Origin of the sequence: Pseudomonas sp. I8001 (assembly GCF_013385345.1) — a bacterium.
In the GTDB taxonomy this organism is placed as follows: Bacteria; Pseudomonadota; Gammaproteobacteria; order Pseudomonadales; family Pseudomonadaceae; genus Aquipseudomonas.
On the sequence record NZ_JACAQC010000061.1, the window covers coordinates 1 to 18,862 of the forward strand.

16 protein-coding genes are annotated in these 18,862 nt (G+C 62.5%); 10 read left to right on the top strand and 6 right to left on the bottom strand.

Annotated features, from left to right (window positions below; all coding sequences use genetic code 11):
* Nucleotides 1-178: 178 nt before the first annotated feature.
* Nucleotides 179-1,108, bottom strand: coding sequence for a LysR substrate-binding domain-containing protein (locus HX839_RS30445; protein WP_032899060.1), 930 nt, complete (start codon nt 1,106-1,108; stop codon nt 179-181).
* Between the two features lie 280 nt (nt 1,109-1,388).
* Between HX839_RS30445 and HX839_RS30450 the strand changes: the two genes are divergently transcribed.
* On the top strand, nt 1,389-2,621 hold the full coding sequence (locus HX839_RS30450) for an MFS transporter (protein ID WP_177068161.1): 1,233 nt from the start codon (nt 1,389-1,391) through the stop codon (nt 2,619-2,621).
* On the opposite strand, the gene HX839_RS30455 is transcribed toward HX839_RS30450, so the two are convergent.
* A complete protein-coding gene (locus HX839_RS30455; protein ID WP_177068162.1) occupies nt 2,559-3,473 on the bottom strand; it encodes a LysR family transcriptional regulator in 915 nt (304 codons plus the stop codon). The genes HX839_RS30450 and HX839_RS30455 overlap by 63 nt on opposite strands.
* A 114-nt stretch (nt 3,474-3,587) precedes the next feature.
* On the opposite strand from HX839_RS30455, the gene HX839_RS30460 reads away from it, so the two are divergent.
* The 8 genes from HX839_RS30460 to HX839_RS30495 all read left to right on the top strand — a co-directional run bounded on the left by HX839_RS30460 (nt 3,588) and on the right by HX839_RS30495 (nt 13,529).
* The gene (locus HX839_RS30460; protein ID WP_008432881.1) at nt 3,588-4,469 is read left to right on the top strand and encodes a hypothetical protein; all 882 of its coding nucleotides are present in this window, start codon (nt 3,588-3,590) and stop codon (nt 4,467-4,469) included.
* 50 nt (nt 4,470-4,519) lie between these two features.
* Nucleotides 4,520-5,746 carry a Xaa-Pro peptidase family protein gene (locus tag HX839_RS30465; RefSeq protein ID WP_177068163.1) on the top strand — a complete coding sequence of 409 codons (1,227 nt, stop codon included), beginning with the start codon at nt 4,520-4,522 and terminating at the stop codon, nt 5,744-5,746.
* A gap of 389 nt (nt 5,747-6,135) precedes the next feature.
* Nucleotides 6,136-7,761, top strand: coding sequence for an ABC transporter substrate-binding protein (locus tag HX839_RS30470; RefSeq protein WP_177023318.1), 1,626 nt, complete (start codon nt 6,136-6,138; stop codon nt 7,759-7,761).
* A 68-nt stretch (nt 7,762-7,829) separates the two neighbouring features.
* Nucleotides 7,830-8,783: an ABC transporter permease gene (locus HX839_RS30475; RefSeq protein WP_003218572.1), complete on the top strand. Its 954-nt coding sequence runs from the start codon at nt 7,830-7,832 to the stop codon at nt 8,781-8,783.
* Complete coding sequence (locus HX839_RS30480; protein WP_003218574.1) at nt 8,780-9,616, top strand: ABC transporter permease; 837 nt, start codon at nt 8,780-8,782, stop codon at nt 9,614-9,616. The genes HX839_RS30475 and HX839_RS30480 overlap by 4 nt, the downstream gene beginning before the upstream one ends.
* A 2-nt stretch (nt 9,617-9,618) precedes the next feature.
* Nucleotides 9,619-11,256, top strand: a complete 1,638-nt coding sequence (locus HX839_RS30485; RefSeq protein ID WP_177068164.1) for an ABC transporter ATP-binding protein — start codon at nt 9,619-9,621, stop codon at nt 11,254-11,256.
* A gap of 84 nt (nt 11,257-11,340) precedes the next feature.
* The gene (locus tag HX839_RS30490) at nt 11,341-12,510 is read left to right on the top strand and encodes a hypothetical protein (protein WP_177068165.1); all 1,170 of its coding nucleotides are present in this window, start codon (nt 11,341-11,343) and stop codon (nt 12,508-12,510) included.
* Nucleotides 12,511-12,653: 143 nt separating this feature from the next.
* On the top strand, nt 12,654-13,529 hold the full coding sequence (locus HX839_RS30495) for a LysR substrate-binding domain-containing protein (protein WP_177021275.1): 876 nt from the start codon (nt 12,654-12,656) through the stop codon (nt 13,527-13,529).
* On the opposite strand, the gene HX839_RS30500 is transcribed toward HX839_RS30495, so the two are convergent.
* From HX839_RS30500 to fae, 4 genes are all read right to left on the bottom strand, one after another.
* Nucleotides 13,476-14,849, bottom strand: coding sequence for an MFS transporter (locus tag HX839_RS30500; RefSeq protein WP_177068166.1), 1,374 nt, complete (start codon nt 14,847-14,849; stop codon nt 13,476-13,478). The genes HX839_RS30495 and HX839_RS30500 overlap by 54 nt on opposite strands.
* Before the next feature lie 174 nt (nt 14,850-15,023).
* Complete coding sequence (locus HX839_RS30505; RefSeq protein WP_003212399.1) at nt 15,024-16,457, bottom strand: NAD-dependent succinate-semialdehyde dehydrogenase; 1,434 nt, start codon at nt 16,455-16,457, stop codon at nt 15,024-15,026.
* Nucleotides 16,454-17,488 carry an aldo/keto reductase gene (locus HX839_RS30510; RefSeq protein ID WP_102369231.1) on the bottom strand — a complete coding sequence of 345 codons (1,035 nt, stop codon included), beginning with the start codon at nt 17,486-17,488 and terminating at the stop codon, nt 16,454-16,456. The genes HX839_RS30505 and HX839_RS30510 overlap by 4 nt, the downstream gene beginning before the upstream one ends.
* A 10-nt stretch (nt 17,489-17,498) precedes the next feature.
* A complete protein-coding gene (gene fae, locus HX839_RS30515) occupies nt 17,499-18,011 on the bottom strand; it encodes a formaldehyde-activating enzyme (RefSeq protein WP_003212394.1) in 513 nt (170 codons plus the stop codon).
* A 333-nt stretch (nt 18,012-18,344) separates the two neighbouring features.
* Here fae and HX839_RS30520 point away from each other — a divergent pair.
* Nucleotides 18,345-18,862: ribonucleotide-diphosphate reductase subunit beta (locus HX839_RS30520; RefSeq protein ID WP_177068167.1), on the top strand; the 518-nt coding region annotated here is incomplete at its 3' end.

The window sequence follows — 18,862 nt, forward strand, 5'->3', positions numbered from 1 at the left end:
GGCCCGTCGCGGCGGCCCGCGGAACCGGGCCGGAGTGCGGGCATGCCGAGCCTGGGCGAGGCACCGAGTGGTGGGGCAAAGACCTTTTGGTTACTTTTGGGGCGTTTGCCAAAAGTGACCCGCTGTAAGAGCGGAACCATAGGTCGCCGTTACCTAAATAACGGATATGTACACCGAATCAAACAGCCGCCAAAGAAGGCTCCAACTGCCGCTGAGCCAACCAAATCTCCTCCTGCAGCCACTGCGCAAACACCTGCAACTGCGGCGTATCCGTCTGCTCCGGCCGGGTCACCAGCCAATACGACTGATGCCCCTCCACATGCACGTTCAACACCTGCGTCAACTGCCCACTGGCCAACTCCGAAGCGACCATATGCCAATCCGCAATGGTAATCCCCAACCCATCGATCGCCGCCCGAATCGCCAAATCCAGCAGGTCAAACTCATACCCCCCCTCGATATCAACCCCACTGATCCGCGCCGCATCCAGCCAATGCTTCCACGTCAGATACCGCTGATCCTCCCGCGCCAGCACATGCAGCAACGTCATGCGATTCAGATCAATCCCGTCACTCCACTCCCGGGCATACAACGACGGCGCACACACCGCGATATGCCGCTCCTGAATCAACAGCGAGCTGTCCAACCCATCCCATTCCCCATCGCCAAACCGAATCGCACAATCCAGCGTACTGGTCTCCGCCAGGCTGTCCTGCAACCGCGTGGTAATGCTCAGCTCCAACTCCGGATGCTGCTCGCGCAAGCGCCCCAACCGCGGCATCAACCAACGATTGGTAAACGTCGGCGGCGCATTGATGTGCAGTCGATTGGCATGGGACTTCTGCTGGATACTGCGCACCGTCAGCTCGATCTTGTCGAACGACTGATGCAACGCCCGCAGCAATACCCGCCCGGCACTGGTCAATTCCAGGTGATGGTGACGACGCTCCAGCAGGGCCTCGCCCAACTGTTCTTCAAGCTGGCGCACCTGGCGGCTGACCGCACTCTGCGTGACGTTCAACAGCTCGGCGGCCCGGGTAAAACTGCCGGTACTGCCGGCGACTTCGAAAGCTTTGAGGGCGTTGAGACCGGGCATTTTGCGTTTCATGGACGACACTCGGGAGCACAGGGGAAATAACCTGCACAACATACCTTTTTGTATTGGGTCAGCGGTAGCACTCCAGCCTGACAAACAATTAATCGTCGCAAACGCTGAAAGTGTCGTTTATCGCTACAGACCGTCGCTCACGAATAAATAACCTGCGTATAACGCATGCACACTAAGACAATTAAGCATTGGTCGTCGCCAGGCTATAAACGCTAGTCTGCCGATGTACTTCCTGTAACTTCGCCCCTCTCTTTCGCGATTAACTTATCGAGTCATCGCCATGTCCAACGCACCCGTTTCATCCCGGCGAAGTATTGGCTTGCTGGCACTGGTGTTTACCGCCTGCAACGCCACCACCCACGGTTTCAGTGTGTTCCTGTATTCGGCGCTGTTGCCGCAGATCCGCCTGGCCTTTGAGCTCAGTTACAGCCAGGCCGCGTTGATTGCCGCGCTGTTGCAGCTGTTCTACATGGGCGCCTCGATTGCCAGCGGCCTGGCGGCGGCGTGGATCAGCCCGCGCAATATGGTGCGCCTGACCATCGTCCTCAGCCCCGCCCTGCTGGCCCTGGCCGTCGCCACGCCGTGGGTGCTGCCGTTTGCCCTGTGCCTGGCACTGGTGTCGGCGTGCGCGGTGTCGAACTGGAACGCGATTTCGGCCCTCGCTCAAGAGGTGATCCCGACTACACATCGCAGCCGGGTGCTCGGGCTGGCGTCCTCGGGCTCAGCCTTTGCGCTGTGCTTGAACGGGCTGTTGATCGCGCTGTTGCAGGGGTTGTCGTTGCGCCAGTTCTGGCTGATCTGCGCCGGGTTGACGCTGGTTGTCACGCTGTTGACCCTGTGGGCACTGGCCCCGATCAAACAACCGGCACCACGCGAGACCATGGCGCCGGCGCTGAACCAAGTGCTGCGCCAATGGCTGAAGTTGTGCATGGCACAACCGGTGGCAATGCAGATCGTCTTGCTCAGCGCGTTTATCGGCGCCATCAGCGGGCCGTTTCTGAATTTCCTGTCGGCGTTCGTCAGCGAGCAGCTACAAGCCAGCGCTTCCGTCACCGGCTCGATGTGGACGCTGATCGGGATCGGCGGTGTGATCGGCGGCTTGCTGCTGGGCACGCTGGCAGATCGTTGGGGGGCGTTGCGGGTGATGGCCCTGAGTATCGGCGCGTTTGGTCTGAGCATGCTCGGCTTGCTCGGGCACCCGAGCCTGGTACTGAGCTGGCTGGCGGCCGGGCTGTTCGCGCTGTTCTATTTCCCGTGTTGGGGCTTGATGGCCGCCTACGTCGGGGCCCGGCTCAGCCCGGTGCACAGCCTGCAAGTGGTGGGCCTGAGCATGGTCAGCTACGGCCTGGCGAGTGCCACCGGCAATGCCTTGTGCGGCTGGCTGCTGCAAGTCACTGGCGAATTTGCGGTGGTGCACGGCTGGATCGCGGCCTGGGTGTTGGCCAGCCTGTTATTGCTCAAGCGCATGGCCCAGCGACACACCCGCGAAGCGCTGGCCGCCCAGATGCCCTGAGTGGCCCAGTTGCCGGCGCAGAATCTCCACCAGGGCATCCACTTCCGGCACCTGGCAACCGGCTGAACGCCAGAACATCAGGCGCGCCGGGGCAATCGGCGGGAAGCCCTGGCGCTCGTCCAGAATCTGCCAGTCGGGTGGCACCAGGCGCCGCGCCATCACGCCCACCGACAAGCCCTGCTCGATCGCAATCGCAATGCCGCGCGGGCTTTGGCTGGTGTAAACCACCTGCCACGAACGCCCGGACTGGGCCAGCGCCTGCACGGCGTTCGCACGGAACGCGCAGCCCTCGGCGTACACCGCCAACGGCACCGACTGACGCCCCACGCAACTCCAGCTGGGCGCCGCGACCCACACCAACGGCTCGTCGCACAGGTATTCCCCGCTCTGCAAACCTGCGTGTTCCACCCCCAGCACCAGGTCCAGCTCGCCCCGTTGCAGGCGCCCCACCAGGGCCGTCGACATCTCGCAGCACACATCGGGCCGTACCTGGGAGAACTGCGCCTGGAAGTCCTTGAGCATCCCGCCCAGGCAATACTCGGCGTAGTCCTCGGGCATGCCGAGGTGGATACACACCTGTTGATTGGGCAATTGCGCGGCGCTGACGGCCTCGCTGTGCAGCTTGAGGATCTGCCGGGCGTAGATCAAAAAGGTTTCGCCACCGGGGGTCAGGCCCACCGAGCGGCTGGTACGGCGGATCAGTGGCGTGCCGACGATGTCTTCCAGGCGTTGCAGGCTCTGGCTGACGGTGGATTGGGTCTTGTGCAGGCGCTCGGCGGCCGCCGAAAACCCCTGGCACTCGATAATTGCCACAAACACTTTAAGCAGGGTGCCATCCAGTTCGCCCGACATAACTATCGCCCTCGCCGATGGATTCGATCACAACTTGTAATTTCCACTTTGCACCTCGTTCAGCAACTATCGGGTCAGCCAAAAAACACCAACTGATAGTTCCGGGAGTCTTGCATGAGCCTTCAACTTGCTGACGCTGAAGTGGGCGATATCAGCGACATTATTAATACCGAGCTGTATCCCATACATGATTCGGGCCATGTTCAATTACAGGCCCTGATCGAACACGCCCGGGCCGAACTGGCCGAAGACGGCTGCTGCCTGCTGAAGAACTTCCTGCGCCCCGCAGCGCTTGAGCAGGCGCGCCTGGAAGGTTTGGCGCTGTCGGGCAAGACGTTTTATTCGGTGCGCAAGGTCAACGCCTACTTCACCGAGGACGATACCTCCCTGCCCCACGATGACCCGCGCCGCACGTTCATGGAGCGCACCAGCGGCTTTGTGACCCGCGACATGATCGCCCCGGACGCGATCATCCACCGGCTGTACGTGTCGCCGATGATGAAACGCTTTATCGGTGCCTGCCTGAATGAGCCGGAAATCTTCGAGTACGCCGACCCGTTCGCCGGGCTGGTGATCAACGTGATGCCGGACGGCACCGAGCAGCCCTGGCACTTCGATACCAACGAATTCATCGTCAGCATGATGACCCAGAAGCCCGAGGCCGGCGGCCTGTTCGAGTACGCGCCGATGATTCGCTCGCGCACCCAGGAGAACCTCGGCGCCGTCGGCAAGGTGGTGCGTGGCGAGGACCGTTCGCGGGTGCAGGAACTGGAGCTGAATCCCGGCGATTTGCAGATATTCAAAGGGCGTTTTTCGGTGCACCGGGTGACCCGCGTGGAAGGCGCCACCGAGCGCAACACGGCGATCTTCGCCTACTCCGAAAAGCCCGGAATCATCGGCCGTGCCCAGCGCACCAAGCAGCTTTACGGACGCCTGTCCGAAGCCCATCTGCAAGCCGAACGCAACCTGGTCCGCAGCGACCAGTTGCTTGACTGATTCACACCTAAGAAACCTTGAAACCGTATTTGCCCTGCGAGGAACACCCCATGAGTCTGTCCGGCCCCAACCGCAACCCCGCTGACTGCGAACCTACCCATGACGAGACCCAGCAGATCCAGCTGGACCGTCTGCAACGGGTGCGCAACGAACTGAAAAAACGCGACTACGCCGCCTGCGTACTGTTCGACCCTACCCACATGCGCTACGCCACCGGCTCACGCAACATGCAGGTGTACTCGGCGCGCAACCCGGCCCGCTATGCGTTTATCCCGGCAGAAGGCCCGGTGGTGGTGTTCGAGTTCGGCGGCTGCCTGCACCTGGCCGAAACCCTCAACACCGTCGATGAAGTGCGCCCGGCCAAAGCCATCTCCTATTACTTCTGCGAAAGTTTCCTGGGCAATGTCACCGCCGACTGGGCCGCGGAAATCGATGAGCTGGTGCGCAAATGCGGCGGCGGCAAACGCATCGCCATTGAAAGCGCCACCTCCGCTGCGGCCTTCGAACTGCAAAAGCTCGGCTATCAGATATTTGATGCCCAGGAACCGCTGGAACGTGCGCGCTGCATCAAGGTGCCGAACGAACTCAAGATGATCCGCGCCAGCCTGCGCGCTACCGAGGCCGGGGTGCGCCTGATGGAAAGCAAACTCACCCCCGGCATCAGCGAGAACGAGCTGTGGTCGCACCTGCACCAGCACGTGATCGCCACCGACGGTGATTACGTCGAGACCCGCCTGCTGTCCTCCGGCCCACGCACCAACCCGTGGTTCCAGGAGTGCAGCACCCGGCCCATCGAAGCCGGCGACCTGGTAGCGCTGGACACTGACGTGGTCGGGCGTTTCGGCTACTACGCCGACTTCTCGCGGACCTTCCTGTGCGGGGAACAAGCCGCCACCGCCAAGCAGCAGGAGCTGTACAAACTGGCCTACGAGCAAGTGCAGACCAACATGGAAATGCTCAAGGCCGGGCGCAGTTTCAAGGAGTACGCGGAACTGGCCTGGAAGATTCCCGAGCATTACAAAAACAACCGTTACTTCGCCCTGGTGCACGGGGTTGGCATGACCGGTGAATACCCCTACGTGGTGCATCGCGAAGATATTGATGCTTTGGGCTACGACGGCGTGTTCGAAGCCGGCATGACCATCTGCGTGGAAAGCTATATCGGCCACGACGACGGCGGCGAAGGGGTCAAGCTCGAAGAGCAGATCTACATCCACGAACACGGCATCGAGTTGCTCTCCGACTACCCGTTCGACCCGCGCTTGTTGAGGTACTGATCGTTCCCACGCTCTGCGTGGGAATGCATCCCGTGACGCTCTGCGTCACCGTTTCGCAGAGGGGACGCGGAACGTCCGGAGCGGCATTCCCACGCAGAGCGTGGGAACGATCGGTCGGTGGGGAGCGACATGTAACATGCGTTTATAGAACGTTCCAACGCAGAATTTGTCGTTTGTCGATCTTTGCGCAAATGACAAAACTGCGGGCATCTCTAATAAAAACAACATGAGAGCTGCCCTATGTCCTGTCCCATTGCCACCCTCCCGACTTCGTTGCGCCTTGTTCTTCTGCCGGCTTCACAGCGGTCACGGTCACGCCTTCGCGGCGCTTGCCATTGACCCTTGCGGTTCAACAAAAAAACGCATATTCGCAAGTACCGGAGAGGCTTATGAAAGAATTGACTACCCTGGACGGCGCCGCGCCGCATCCAGCCGTAAATGATCTGTGTGCCCAAGTGCAAAGCGGCGAAATCAACCGCCGCCAATTCCTGCGCACGGCCGCGCTGCTGGGCATCACCGTCGCCAGTGCCAGCACCTTTCTCGGTTCCGCACTGCTGGGCAATCACGCCCAGGCCGCCGAGCCACGCCAGGGCGGCAGCCTGCGGTTTGCCTGCGCGATCCAGGAAATCCAGGACCCGATGCTGATCACCTGGATCGAAGCCTCGAACCTGCTGCGCAACTCGGTGGAATACCTGACCTGGGTCGACGCCGACAACATCACCCACCCTTACCTCGCCGAGAGCTGGAGCCCGTCGGAAGACCTCGCTACCTGGACCTTCAACCTGCGCCAGAACGTGAAGTGGAGCAACGGCGACACCTTCAACGTCGACGACGTGCAGCACAATATCGAACGCTGGATCGCCGCCGATTCCAAGTCGGTGAACCGCACCGCGTTCCAGGACATCAAGGCCTTCGAAAAAGTCAGCGAGTTCCAGTTCCGCCTGGTGCTCAAGCGGCCGATCCTGGCGATCCCGGAGATGCTCAACGCCTTCACCTGCGCCATCGTGCACCGCAGCTTCAAGGCCGGTGACGACTGGGCGAAAAACCCGCTGGGCACCGGGCCGTTCAAGCTGGTTTCATTCGCCGTGAACAAGCAGGCGACCTTCGCCAAGCGCGCCGATTACTGGGGCAAACCGGCCAACCTTGACGAGTTGCGCTACATCGACATGGGCACCGACGTGTCCACCCACCTCGCCGCCCTGCAAGCCGGGCAAGTCGACGTGCTGTACCGCGTGACGGTGGCTGAACTGGACCTGGCCAAGCGCTTGCCCGGGGCCCAGTTGCTGACCTGCAAGTCGGCGCAAACCGTGGTGATGCGCATGGCCTGCGACCAGAAGCCGTTCACCGACCTGCGCATCCGCAAGGCGGTGGTGCTGTGCGCCGATAACGCGCAGATGCTGAAGATCGCCTATCGCGGCATGGGCACCCTCGGCGAAGACCATCATGTGGCGCCTTCCCACCCCGAATATTTCCCGCTGCCCAAGCGCAACCGCGACGTGGCGGCGGCCAAGAAGCTGCTGGCCGAAGCCGGCTTCCCCAACGGCATCGACATTGACCTGATCGTCGGCAACACCCAGGGCCGCTATGAACAGGACTGCGCGCAGATCCTGCAACAGAACTGCCTGGAAGCCGGGATCCGCATCAACCTCAAAGTGATCCCTGCTGCACAGTACTGGCCGATCTGGGACAAGGCCGCCTTCAGCCTGACCTACTGGGCCCACCGCCCGCTGGGCGTAATGTCCCTGGAACTGGCCTACCGTGGCGGTGGTGCCTGGAACGAAAGCCATTACAGCGACCCGGCGTTCGATGCCGCGCTGGACAAGGCCATGGGCATCATCGACCCGAAACAGCGCGCCGTGGCGATGGAAGATGTCGAACGCATCCTGCAGGACGCCTGCGTGATCGTGCAGCCGTTCTGGGGCGACAAGTTCACCGCCGTGAGCAAAAAGGTCCAGGGCTTCCAGGTGCACCCTTCCGACTTCTACCCGATGGACAGTGTGTGGATGAGCGCTTGATTTAGCGCACGCCCTCCTCCCTGCCCGCACACGGGCAGGCATCCCTTGAACAGTCGGAGCATGCACCCATGGCTCATTTTCTGATGCGCAAGTTATTGGCGCTGGTGGCGACCCTGCTGTCGGTGTCATTGATCGTGTTCCTGGCCCTGGAACTGAATATCGAAGACGTGGCGATCAACGTCCTCGGCCCCTACTCCGCGGCCGACCAGCGCGCCGCGTGGCTGGTGGAACATGGCTATAACCAACCCTTTGTGTGGCGCTACCTGGTGTGGCTCAAGGACTTTGTCAGCGGCGACTGGGGCACCTCTGTGTACTTTCGCGAATCAGTGATCAAGCTGCTGCTGCCGAACCTTGCGCAAACCCTGACCCTGGCCGGCCTGGCCTTGCTGGTGATGGTGCCGGTGGCGTTGACCCTCGGCATTCTGGCCGGGATTCGCCAGGGCTCGGCGCTAGACCGCCTGGTGTCGTTCCTGTCGATCGTCACCACCTCGATTCCCGACTTCGCCAGCGCGGTGTTCGTCTCCGCGATCTTTGTGTTCTGGCTTAACTGGCTGCCCGGTGTGAGCAGCATGAGCGAGGGCTTCAGCGTCGTGCAATTGGTGCTGCCACTGATGGTGCTGTGCCTGTTCGGCATCGGTTACCTGGCGCGCATCACCCGGGCCTCGATGGTGGAAGTGATGCAGGCGCCGTACATCCGCACGGCGCGGCTCAAGGGGGCGTCGACCTCACGCATTGTGCTGCGGCATGCCCTGCGCAATGTGCTGATCGCGCCGGTCACGGTGATCATGCTGTACATCCCGTGGCTGCTGTCGAACGTGATCGTGGTGGAGGTGTTCTTCGCCTACAAGGGCTTCGGCTCGCTGCTGTACACCGCCTCGCTGAACCATGACGTGTACCTGATCGAAGCCTGCGCGATGGTCAGTGCCGTGGTGGTGGGCATCACCAAGATCTTCTCGGACCTGGCCTACACCTGGCTCAACCCGCGCATCACCCTGCGCAGCCTCGGCGGAGGTGCCCAATGAACCTGCTGCACTCGTTCAAACATCCCTTGGCATTGCTCGGCCTGCTGCTGGTGGGCGGCTGGGTGGTGATCGCGCTGTTCGCACCGTGGATCGCGCCCCATGATCCGCTGGAAAGCTTCACGCCCTTACTGACGCCAATGACCGTCGGCGACAACGGCCAGAGCTTCCTGCTGGGCACCGACATGATTGGCCGCGACATTCTCTCGCGGCTGATCTGGGGCACCCGCACCGTGCTGTTCTGGTCGATCCTCGCCACGCTCACCGCGTTTGCCGTGGGCATCGCCATGGGCCTGTGCGCCGGCTACTTCAACGGCTGGGTCGACAGCGTGCTGTCGTATGTGGCCGACACGGTGCTGTCGTTCCCGGTGCTGGTGTTGTACATCGTGATCATCATCGCCCTCGGTGCTTCGGCGCTGAATATCCTGATTGCGGTGACCTTCACCAGCGCACCGGCGATCTTCCGGATCATGCGCGCCCTGACCATCGATATTCGCTCGCGAGACTACGTGCTCAGCGCCATCACCCAGGGCGAAGGCTCGCTGCGGATCATGCTGGTGGAAATCCTGCCCAACTGCGGCGGGCCGCTGATTGTCGATTTCTGCCTGCGCATCGGCTACACCGCGATCATGATCGGCGCCCTCGGCTTCCTGGGCCTCGGGCTGCCGCCGCCCACACCGGACTGGGGCGGCATGATCAATGACGGCCGCGCCATGGCCATCGCCTTCCCGCACCTGGTGATCTTCCCGTGCATCGCCATCTCCACCCTGATGCTGGGCCTGAGCCTGTTGGCGGACGGCCTGGATGAACACGCCCAGAAAGGCGCAAGGAGTTGAGCATGAACCACACGCAAGTACTGCGGGTGCAGAACCTGTCCATCGAATTGCCCGCCGGCGCCGACCGCAGCCACGCGGTGCAAGGCATCAGCCTGGAAGTGCGCAAGGGCGAAATCCTCTGCGTGATCGGCGAGTCCGGCTCCGGCAAGTCCGTGCTGTCGGCGGCGATCATGGGCGACTACGCCAAGGGTTTGCGGCATACCGAAGGCGTGATCGACTTCCTCGGCGATGACATTTGCACCCTCGACGAGGAGCGTTTGCGCCAGCTGCGGGGCAACGGTATCGCGATGATTTTCCAGGAGCCCATGGCGGCGCTGAACCCGGCGATTCGCATTGGCAAGCAAGTGGAAGAGATCTTCGATATTCACGCACCGCAGATGCCTGGCGCTGAACGCCGCGAGCGCATGCTGGCGCTGCTGGAGTCGACGCAACTGCCGGACCCGCCACGCATCGCCAACAGCTTTCCCCACCAGTTATCCGGTGGCCAATGCCAGCGGGTGGTGATTGCCATGGCCTTGGCAATGAATCCGGATTTGCTGATCGCCGACGAGCCCACCACGGCGCTGGACGTGACCACCCAGGCGCAGGTGCTGAAGCTGGTGCGCGAGCTGCGCGGCCGCGGGCAACACGGCATTCTGTTTATCACCCATGACTTCGGCGTGGTGGCGCAGATTGCCGACCGTATCGCGGTGATGGAAGGCGGCCGGCTGGTGGAAATCGGCGAGCGCGACCAGGTGCTGAATGCCCCGGCCCACGCCTACACCCGCAAGCTGATTGCGGCCGTGCCGGCGCTGCACCCGGAGCTGCACAAGCCGAGCGCCGACGGCGAGCTGGCATTGCGCATCGAGCACCTGACCAAGACCTACACCGTCGGCGGCAGCTCGGTGGCGGCCTTGCGCAATGTCTCGCTGCAACTGCCACGGGGCAAGACCCTGGCGATTGTCGGCGAGTCCGGTTCGGGCAAAAGCACGTTGGTGAAAGCCGCGATCCGCCTGGTGGACAGCGACAGCGGCCACGTATGGGTCGGTGACACCGACTTCCTGGCCCTGCGCGGCTCGGCGCTGGCGGCGAATCGTCGGCGCATCCAGATGATTTTCCAGGACCCGTATGGCTCGCTCAATCCTCGGCACCGGGTGGGCGACATCATCGCCCGCGCTGCGCAATTGCGCGGGTTGTCGGCCAAGGATGCGTGGGCTGAAGCCGGTGATTTGCTGGAACAGGTGGGCCTCAAGCGCGACGCCCTCAAGCGCAAGCCCCGGCAGTTCTCCGGCGGCCAGCGCCAGCGCATCGGCATCGCCCGCGCCCTGGCGATGCGCCCGGAAGTGTTGATCGCCGATGAGAGCGTGTCGGCCCTGGATGTCTCGGTGCAGAAACAGGTGCTGGAACTGCTGGCCGAACTGCAGCAGCGCCTGAACCTGAGCATCCTGTTCATCACCCACGACCTGCGGGTGGCGGCGCAGATCAGCGACTACATCGCGGTGATGCGCCAGGGCGAAGTCGTCGAGTACGGCACTGCCGAGCAAGTGCTGCTGCGCCCCCGGAACACCTACACCCAGACCTTGCTGGCCGCCGCCCCCGGCGCCTCGGAGCTGCCCGCCGCCGGCCCGCCGTTGCGGCTGATTCGCCCGCAAGCGCACTGAGTCAACCCTTTACCCCGCGTCGCAGCGTTCGTTGCGGCAAGGGGCTGCTGTTGCCAAAAAATAACTAATAACGAGAGTAAAACCATGCGACCAACCTTCCGTTACATCGCTCTGGTCCCTGTGCTTGGCGCCCTTGCGGCACCGGCCATGGCCATTCAAGTCACCGACAACCTCGACCTCGGCGGCGCCGTGCGCGCCCGTTGGGACTACGACCCCGATCGCGACATCCAGAAGTTCGGCCTCGACACCGCGTACCTCAGCGCCAAGTACAACTCCGACACCTGGATCGGCGAGGCGCAGTACCGCTTCTACGGGCGCTCCTACCCGTACCAGTACACCAAGAACTACGGCGATATCCAGTTCGCCAAGTTCGCCTGGGTGGGCTACAAGTTCAACCCCGACCAACAGGTGCAAGTGGGTTTGAACACCGTGCCGTTTGGCTTGCAGCCGTACTTCGGCAGCACCTTCTACGAAACCCTGGGCAACGTGATCGGCCTGGAAGATGTGCAGCAGGTGGGCGCCAAGTACATCCAGCAAAGCGGCGACTGGAACATCCAGGCCGGTTACTACCTGCGCCCGGCGTGGCAAGGCAAAGGCACGAGCAAGGGCGTGACCTACTCCAGCGTGATCTCCGAGGCCGACAGCTACGTGGGCGACGGCAGCAACAACCAGGAACGCAACACCGTGGTGGTGCGGGTGGCCAAGACCATGGACCTGGGCGGATGGAAATCGGAAGTCGGGCTGTCCGGCCTGACCTCCACCCTGGAGAACAAGGACACCAACGACGATGGCCGGCGCAACGCGGTGGCGATCCACTACCTGGGCAAGAACGGCCCGTGGGGCGTGCAATTGCAGGCGGCACGCCAGCAGATGTCGCCGCGCAACCCGGGCACCGACAGCGTGGTGACCCTGGGCGGGTATGACGGCACGTTCAACGTGGCCAGCCGCGGCAATCTGTATGTGGCGGACTTGAGCTACGACGTGGCCGGCAAGTACCTGTTTGACCAGGTCAGCGGCGTTAAGCTGTATGCCAACTACAGTGCGTTTGACAAGTCCGAGGATCAGTTCAAGACCTCGCAGCGGGTGATCCTGGGCACGTCGTTTTCGGTGAGTAAACTGTGGGTGGCCACGGAGTGGTTGATCGGCAAGAACGATCCGTATATTGGTGGGAGCAGCTATACCGAGAGCTTGGGAGCTGGGGGGAGTAACCAGTGGGAGAATCAGTTGTATATGAACATTGGCTACTACTTCTAAAATAGGCGGCGTCTTCACTGACGCCTTCGCGAGCAAGCCCGCTCCCACATTTTGACCGCGGCGCCGATCAAATGTGGGAGCGGGCTTGCTCGCGAAGAGGCCGCCAAAAACACCATAAAAACAACAGGTGTGGAATCCATTTCATGCGCCAACTGCCCTCCCTCAACATGCTCCGTGTCTTCGAAGAAGTCGCCCGCCACCGCAGCTTCAGCCAGGCCGCCGTGGGCCTCAACGTCACCCAGGGCGCCGTCAGCCGCCAGATCAAACAACTGGAAGACTACCTCGGCGTCGCCCTCTTCATCCGCACGCCTCAGGGCCTGTCCCTGACCGAAGCCGGCTTCGCCCTCTCCCCGCACCTGAGCGACGCCTTCGACCATATCGAGCGCGCCCTGCACGCCGTGCGCGTGCCCAACCTGCGCCAGCGCCTGCGCATCGTCGCCCCGCCCACCTGGGCCACCCGCTGGCTGTCCGCCCACCTGCGCAGGTTTTGCGAGCGTTACCCGGACATCAACCTCAGCGTCACCCACCAGAACACCCACGCGAGCCTGGCGGAAATCGACTGCCAGGTCCGCTTCGGCCTGGAAGCGGCCACGCAGTGCAGCAGTGAACTGTTGGTGATGGAACGCCACATCGCCGTCGCCAGCCCGGAACTGTTCAGCGACGGTCAGCCGCCCGACCTGCGGCGCTTTCCGCTGCTGCACATCCTGCACGACGGCAAGCGTTTGCAGGTCTGGGAGAACTGGCTGGCGGCCATGGGCCGGGAAGATATCGATGCAGGCCAGGGCCTGGAATTCAGCACCCTGGACCAGGTGATCCACACCGCCCTGGCCGGCGGTGGGTTGGCGGTGATCGACCGGCAGATGATCGAGCGTGAACTGGCAAATGGCAGCCTGCTGCCGATCACCCCGGTGGAGGTGATCGGCCCGTATGGCTATTGGCTGGATGTGGCAAGTGACAAGCAGGGTTTATCCAAGGTTCGGTTGTTTACGCAGTGGTTGAACCGGGTGAGCAATCCCTGACACCGCAGGCTCGGCCTTGCACGCCTGGCTCAAGGTCAACGCCTTGGTTTCCGGCGCCCAGGCCCAGGAGATGATCGCGCCCAGCACCAGGATAGCGGCGAGGATGCCCATGGTCGGGCTCAGGCCGATCCCCGCTACGCTCACCGGCAACAGGAAGGTACTCACCGCCGAACCCAGGCGGCTGACGGCTGTGGCAAGGCCGATGCCGCTGGCCCGCACTTCGGTCGGGAAGCTCTCCGCCGGGAATACGCCCACCAGGTTGCTCACCGCCGACAGCACCAGGGTGAAGACGCCGAACGTCAGCACCATCAACCACGCCATGCTGCCCGGCAATACCGCCAGCAGGAACAGCGCCGCCGCCAGGATGATGAACGAGTTGATCAGAAAGCCCCGCCGGGAGAATTTCACGGTGCACCAGATGCCGATCAAGGCGCCGATGATCAGCAGCAGGTTGAGCATCAGCTCGGTGCCAAAACCTTCGGCCAGGCCCATCTTCTGCAGGATCGACGGCAGGAAGGTGTAGATGGCGAAGTACGGCATCACGATGCACACGAAGAACAGGCAGTTGAACGCGGTGCGCTTGCGGTATTCACGGCTGAACAGCACGCCGTAGCCGGAACGGGTTTGCGTCGACGCTTCTTCATCGAGGACCACGTGTTCGCCGAGGTGTTTCTTGACGATGGCTCGGGCCTCGGCAATCCGGCCCTGGTTGATCAGCCAGCGCGGCGATTCGGGCGTGCCGATGCGCGCGATCAGGATCAGCCCGGCAGGAATTGCCGACGATGCGAGCATCCAGCGCCAGGCATCAACGCCGAGGCTGAGCATGGCGGTGCCGACGAAAGTCGCGGCCACGTAACCAACCGTCCACACCACGCTGAAGGAGCCCAGCAGTACCCCGCGATGTTTCCTGGGCGAGAACTCGGCGAGCATCGCGTGGCCGACGCTGAAGTCGCCGCCCAGGCCGATACCGATCAACACCCGACAGAGGAACAGGCCCATGGCGGTTTCGGCGTAAAACTGCATCACCGAGGCAACGGTGATCAGGACGAAGCTGACCAGGAAGATTTTCTGCCGGCCGAGGGTGTCGGAGATCCAGCCAAAGAACAGGCTGCCCATAAACAGGCCGATCAGGGCCGAGGCGCCGATCAGGCCTTGCCAGAAGGCGTCCAGTTGCATCTGTGGGCTGAGCAAGGTGAAGGCAATGCCGATCAGGCCGAGGATGTAGCCGTCGGTGAAGTGGGCGCCGAAGGTCAGGCCGGCGATTTTAAGGTGGAAGCGACCGATGGGCAGGTCGTCGATTTTGATGGGTTGAGTGGACATGGTGTTCTCCATATTTTTGTTCTTGACGGAGTAACAGCGGGCAAGCCCATTTCCCTGTGGGAGCGGGCTTGCTCGCGAAGGCGGTGTGTCAGTCAATGCATGTGGTGGCAGGCCCACCGCTTTCGCGAGCAAGCCCGCTCCCACATTGGATCGGTGTTGTTTGGTTGAATGGGGTCAGAGACCGCCCATCAACAGGTATTTGATCTCCAGGTAATCCTCCAGGCCGTACCTGGAACCTTCACGGCCCAGGCCCGACTCCTTGATCCCGCCAAACGGTGCGACTTCGGTGGAGATGATCCCTTCGTTGATCCCGACCATGCCCGCTTCCAGGCCTTCGGCCATGCGCCATACGCGGCCGATGTCGCGGCTGTAGAAGTAGGCCGACAAGCCAAACGGCGTGTCATTCGCCCGTTGCAGCACTTCGGCTTCGTCCTTGAAGCGGAAGCAGGCCGCCACCGGGCCGAAGGTTTCTTCCTGGGCAATCAGCATCTCGCCGTGGGCTTCGGTGAGGATGGTCGGTTCGAAGAACGTCCCGCCCAAGGCATGGCGACGGCCGCCGCACAGCAGCTTGGCGCCTTTCTCCAGGGCGTCGCCGACGTGGGCTTCAACCTTGGCCAACGCGGCCGCATTGATCAGCGGGCCTTGTTCGGTTTCGCCCTCGAGGGCGCTGCCCACGCGCATCGCAGAGACTGCTTCGGCCAGCTTGCGGGTGAACGCATCGTACACAGCGTCCTGGATGAAGAAGCGGTTGACGCAGACGCAGGTCTGCCCGGTATTGCGAAACTTGGAAGCCATGGCGCCTTTGACGGCAGCGTCCAGGTCGGCATCGTCAAACACGATAAAGGGTGCGTTGCCGCCCAGTTCCAGGGAGACTTTTTTCAGGGTGTCGGCGGCCTGGCGCATCAGCAGCTTGCCGGTGCGGGTGGAGCCGGTGAAGGACAGCTTGCGCACAATGCTGGAGGCTTGCAGTGCGCCACCGATGGCCACGGCATCGCCGGACACGATGTTGAACACGCCCGCCGGAATCCCGGCCTGTTCTGCCAACACCGCCAGGGCAAAGGCCGACAGCGGGGTTTCTTCCGACGGTTTGAGAATCATCGTGCACCCCGCCGCCAGCGCCGGGCCAACCTTGCGGGTGACCATGGCCAGGGGGAAATTCCATGGGGTGATCGCTGCGACCACGCCGATGGCTTCCTTGGTCACGATGATGCGGGCGTCGGCCTTGTGGCTCGGGATCACGTCGCCATAGGCACGCTTGGCTTCTTCGGCAAACCATTCGAGGAAGCTCGCGGCGTAGACCACTTCGCCCATGGCTTCGGCCAGCGGCTTGCCCTGTTCCAGGCTGAGCAGGTGGGCCAGGTCCTTCTGGTTGCTCAGCATCAACTCGCTCCAGCGCTTGAGGCGCTGGCTGCGCTCCTTGGCGGTGAGCTTGCGCCAGGCCGGCAACGCGCGGTTGGCGGCGGCAATGGCCAGGTTGGTTTCTTCAGCACCGGCGCGTTGTACTTCGGCGATCTGCGCACCATTGGCCGGGTTGCGCACCGGGTAGACCGGCCCACCGCTGGACCATTGGCCATCAATGAAATTGCCTGTGCGAATCAGCGGGTTCATGCCACGGCCTCTATCAGGTTAAAACGGTCCAGGCCCGGACGGGCGCTGCGCAAGATGCGTTTGCCGGCGGTGTAGTCGTTGATCACATCGCACGGCGTGTAGTTGCGTTCCAACTCGTGCAGTTCTTCGGCATCCAGTCGGGTGTCCAAAGCGGCGAGCGCGCTATCAAATTGTGCGGTGGTGTCGGCGCCCACCAGCATCACGTCCACACCCGGATGATTGGCCACCCAGGCCTGGGCAATCTGTGCGTTGGACACGCCACGGGCACGGGCCACACGTTGCACCGAGTGGGCGATGTCGAACGACGCCTGGTCGCTGTACATCTGCTGGGTGAAGAAGTCGGTCTGGTTGCGGGTCGACTGCACTTCGCCGGTGAGCAAGCCACGGGCCAGCGGGCTGAACACCGACACGCCCAGGCCCTGGTCGCGGCAGAACGGGATCATCTCGCGCTCTTCCTCGCGGTAGGCGCAGTTCAGTTGCAGCTGCATGTTGATCGGCTTGACCCAGCCATTGCGCTCGCAGGCCATGAGGATTTTTGCCAGTTGCCCGGTGAGCATGGTCGACACGCCGATGTAGCGCGCCTTGCCGGAACGCACGATGTCGTTGAGGGCGCCCATGGTTTCTTCCACCGGGGTGTTCACGTCGAAGTAATGCAGCATGAACACGTCGACGTAATCCATGCCAAGGCGGCTCAGGGACGCGTCGATGCTGTCCATGATGTGCTTGCGCGAATGGCCGCTGGCATTGATGCCGCTGCGGGTGCCGTAGCCGACCTTGGTGGTGACCACGATGTCTTCACGGCGCGCAACGCGCTTGAGGATGCGCCCGACCACTTCCTCGCCGACGCCTGCGGAGTAGAAGTCCGCCAGGTCGATGAAGTTGACACCGTTGGCCAGGGCATGGGCAACGATGGGTTCGCTTTGTTTCTCGTCGAAGATCCACGGTTTCCAGTCCGGGGTGCCCATGTTCATGGTGCCCAGGCACAGGCGCGAGACTTGCAGGCCGGAGTTGCCCAAACGGATGTATTGCATGGGAATGTCCTCAGGCTTTTGGCGTGTAGAAAGGGTTGCTGATGTGGTTGACCACATCCGCCAGTTGCGCGGTGTGCGGCAAGCCTGTGAGGGCGGCGCGGATCGCAGTGCGGCAGGCGTTGTAGTTGTTCAGGTAGACCGCATCCAGGTCGTCGCAGGCCGGGTTTACCCAGTTGGCGGTGACAATCGCCCACTCGTCCTCGGCTTCCGGCGGCAGGGTGCCGTCGAGCAGGGCTTCGAGCACCGCCTTGGCGATCCCGGCCTGGGACGCGCCCCAGGTGGCATTGCCGTGCAGGTCGCTGCCGATGGCGGCCTTGTTGACGTAGAGGGTCATGGGTTTGACCGGGATGTTCGGCTGGGCAATCACCATGAACGGGCAATGGCCCTGGCTTGGCGACGCCAAACTGTTGGCAAACGCCTGGCCGGCCGGACCGTTGCGCGGGCCGATGAGGATGTTGATGTGGGCAGCATTGACGCCTGGGCCTTCGAAGCCTTCGCCGATGTACAGATCAAGTGCTTTCATTTCGCAAACGCTCTTTTTTGTTATGGGGAGCTGGTTGGCGAATTTTTAGCACTGGCCCGGGTAGCGGCCGTAACCATTAAAAGTCATGGGGCTGTGAGTTTTAGTCATGGCCCTGCGACCATCGGCCTGGTCTTGTGCGTTGACCATCGTTGTTACACCCCATATAGTGTGCCCACAAACACAGACAACCACTACATAGTGTGCAAGAACGCTGAACACCGACCACACTATGCGCAGTATTTCAATGCCTTGAAGCCTGCAAAACGCACATTTTTGAACACGCTGGGTGAATCGAAGCCCACGCCGTCAGACGGACCACGAAGGAGCAATTCAATGCTGAGTTGGGATGAAGCAGATCAACCAGACACCGGTGACGTAGTCATCCGGGGCGCCAACGCCGGCCACGCCACCGAAGCCAACATGGACCGCCTCGACGGCGCCGGCGCCGCCGCCGCCCTTGAAGCCCGCAACGTGACCGCCAGCGACTCCGCCGCGATCATCCGCGCCAAGGCCGCCCTCGACAAACTCGACGTCGCCGAAGGCCTCGCCGAGCTGGAAGGCTCCGCCGCCCGCGTCGCCGTTGACGAAAAGCGCATGATCAACTGCCGCGCCGACCTCAACCAACTCGTACCCTTCAAGTACGACTGGGCCTGGCAGAAGTACCTCGACGGCTGCGCCAACCACTGGATGCCGCAAGAGGTCAACATGACCGCCGACATCGCCCTGTGGAAAAACCCGGAAGGCCTGACCGACGACGAACGCCGCATCGTGATGCGCAACCTCGGCTTCTTCTCCACTGCGGATTCGTTGGTCGCCAACAACCTGGTACTGGCCGTGTACCGCCTGATCAC

Excerpts from the sequence above, each read along its gene's own strand:
- HX839_RS30465 (WP_177068163.1), top strand. The coding sequence starts at position 4,520 with ATGAGTCTGTCCGGCCCCAACCGCAACCCCGCTGACTGCGAACCTACC.
- HX839_RS30510 (WP_102369231.1), bottom strand. The coding sequence starts at position 17,488 with ATGCAATACATCCGTTTGGGCAACTCCGGCCTGCAAGTCTCGCGCCTG.
- HX839_RS30485 (WP_177068164.1), top strand. The coding sequence starts at position 9,619 with ATGAACCACACGCAAGTACTGCGGGTGCAGAACCTGTCCATCGAATTG.
- HX839_RS30450 (WP_177068161.1), top strand. The coding sequence starts at position 1,389 with ATGTCCAACGCACCCGTTTCATCCCGGCGAAGTATTGGCTTGCTGGCA.
- HX839_RS30470 (WP_177023318.1), top strand. The coding sequence starts at position 6,136 with ATGAAAGAATTGACTACCCTGGACGGCGCCGCGCCGCATCCAGCCGTA.
- HX839_RS30490 (WP_177068165.1), top strand. The coding sequence starts at position 11,341 with ATGCGACCAACCTTCCGTTACATCGCTCTGGTCCCTGTGCTTGGCGCC.
- HX839_RS30455 (WP_177068162.1), bottom strand. The coding sequence starts at position 3,473 with ATGTCGGGCGAACTGGATGGCACCCTGCTTAAAGTGTTTGTGGCAATT.
- HX839_RS30460 (WP_008432881.1), top strand. The coding sequence starts at position 3,588 with ATGAGCCTTCAACTTGCTGACGCTGAAGTGGGCGATATCAGCGACATT.
- fae (WP_003212394.1), bottom strand. The coding sequence starts at position 18,011 with ATGAAAGCACTTGATCTGTACATCGGCGAAGGCTTCGAAGGCCCAGGC.
- HX839_RS30475 (WP_003218572.1), top strand. The coding sequence starts at position 7,830 with ATGGCTCATTTTCTGATGCGCAAGTTATTGGCGCTGGTGGCGACCCTG.
- HX839_RS30495 (WP_177021275.1), top strand. The coding sequence starts at position 12,654 with ATGCGCCAACTGCCCTCCCTCAACATGCTCCGTGTCTTCGAAGAAGTC.
- HX839_RS30445 (WP_032899060.1), bottom strand. The coding sequence starts at position 1,108 with ATGAAACGCAAAATGCCCGGTCTCAACGCCCTCAAAGCTTTCGAAGTC.
- HX839_RS30500 (WP_177068166.1), bottom strand. The coding sequence starts at position 14,849 with ATGTCCACTCAACCCATCAAAATCGACGACCTGCCCATCGGTCGCTTC.
- HX839_RS30505 (WP_003212399.1), bottom strand. The coding sequence starts at position 16,457 with ATGAACCCGCTGATTCGCACAGGCAATTTCATTGATGGCCAATGGTCC.
- HX839_RS30480 (WP_003218574.1), top strand. The coding sequence starts at position 8,780 with ATGAACCTGCTGCACTCGTTCAAACATCCCTTGGCATTGCTCGGCCTG.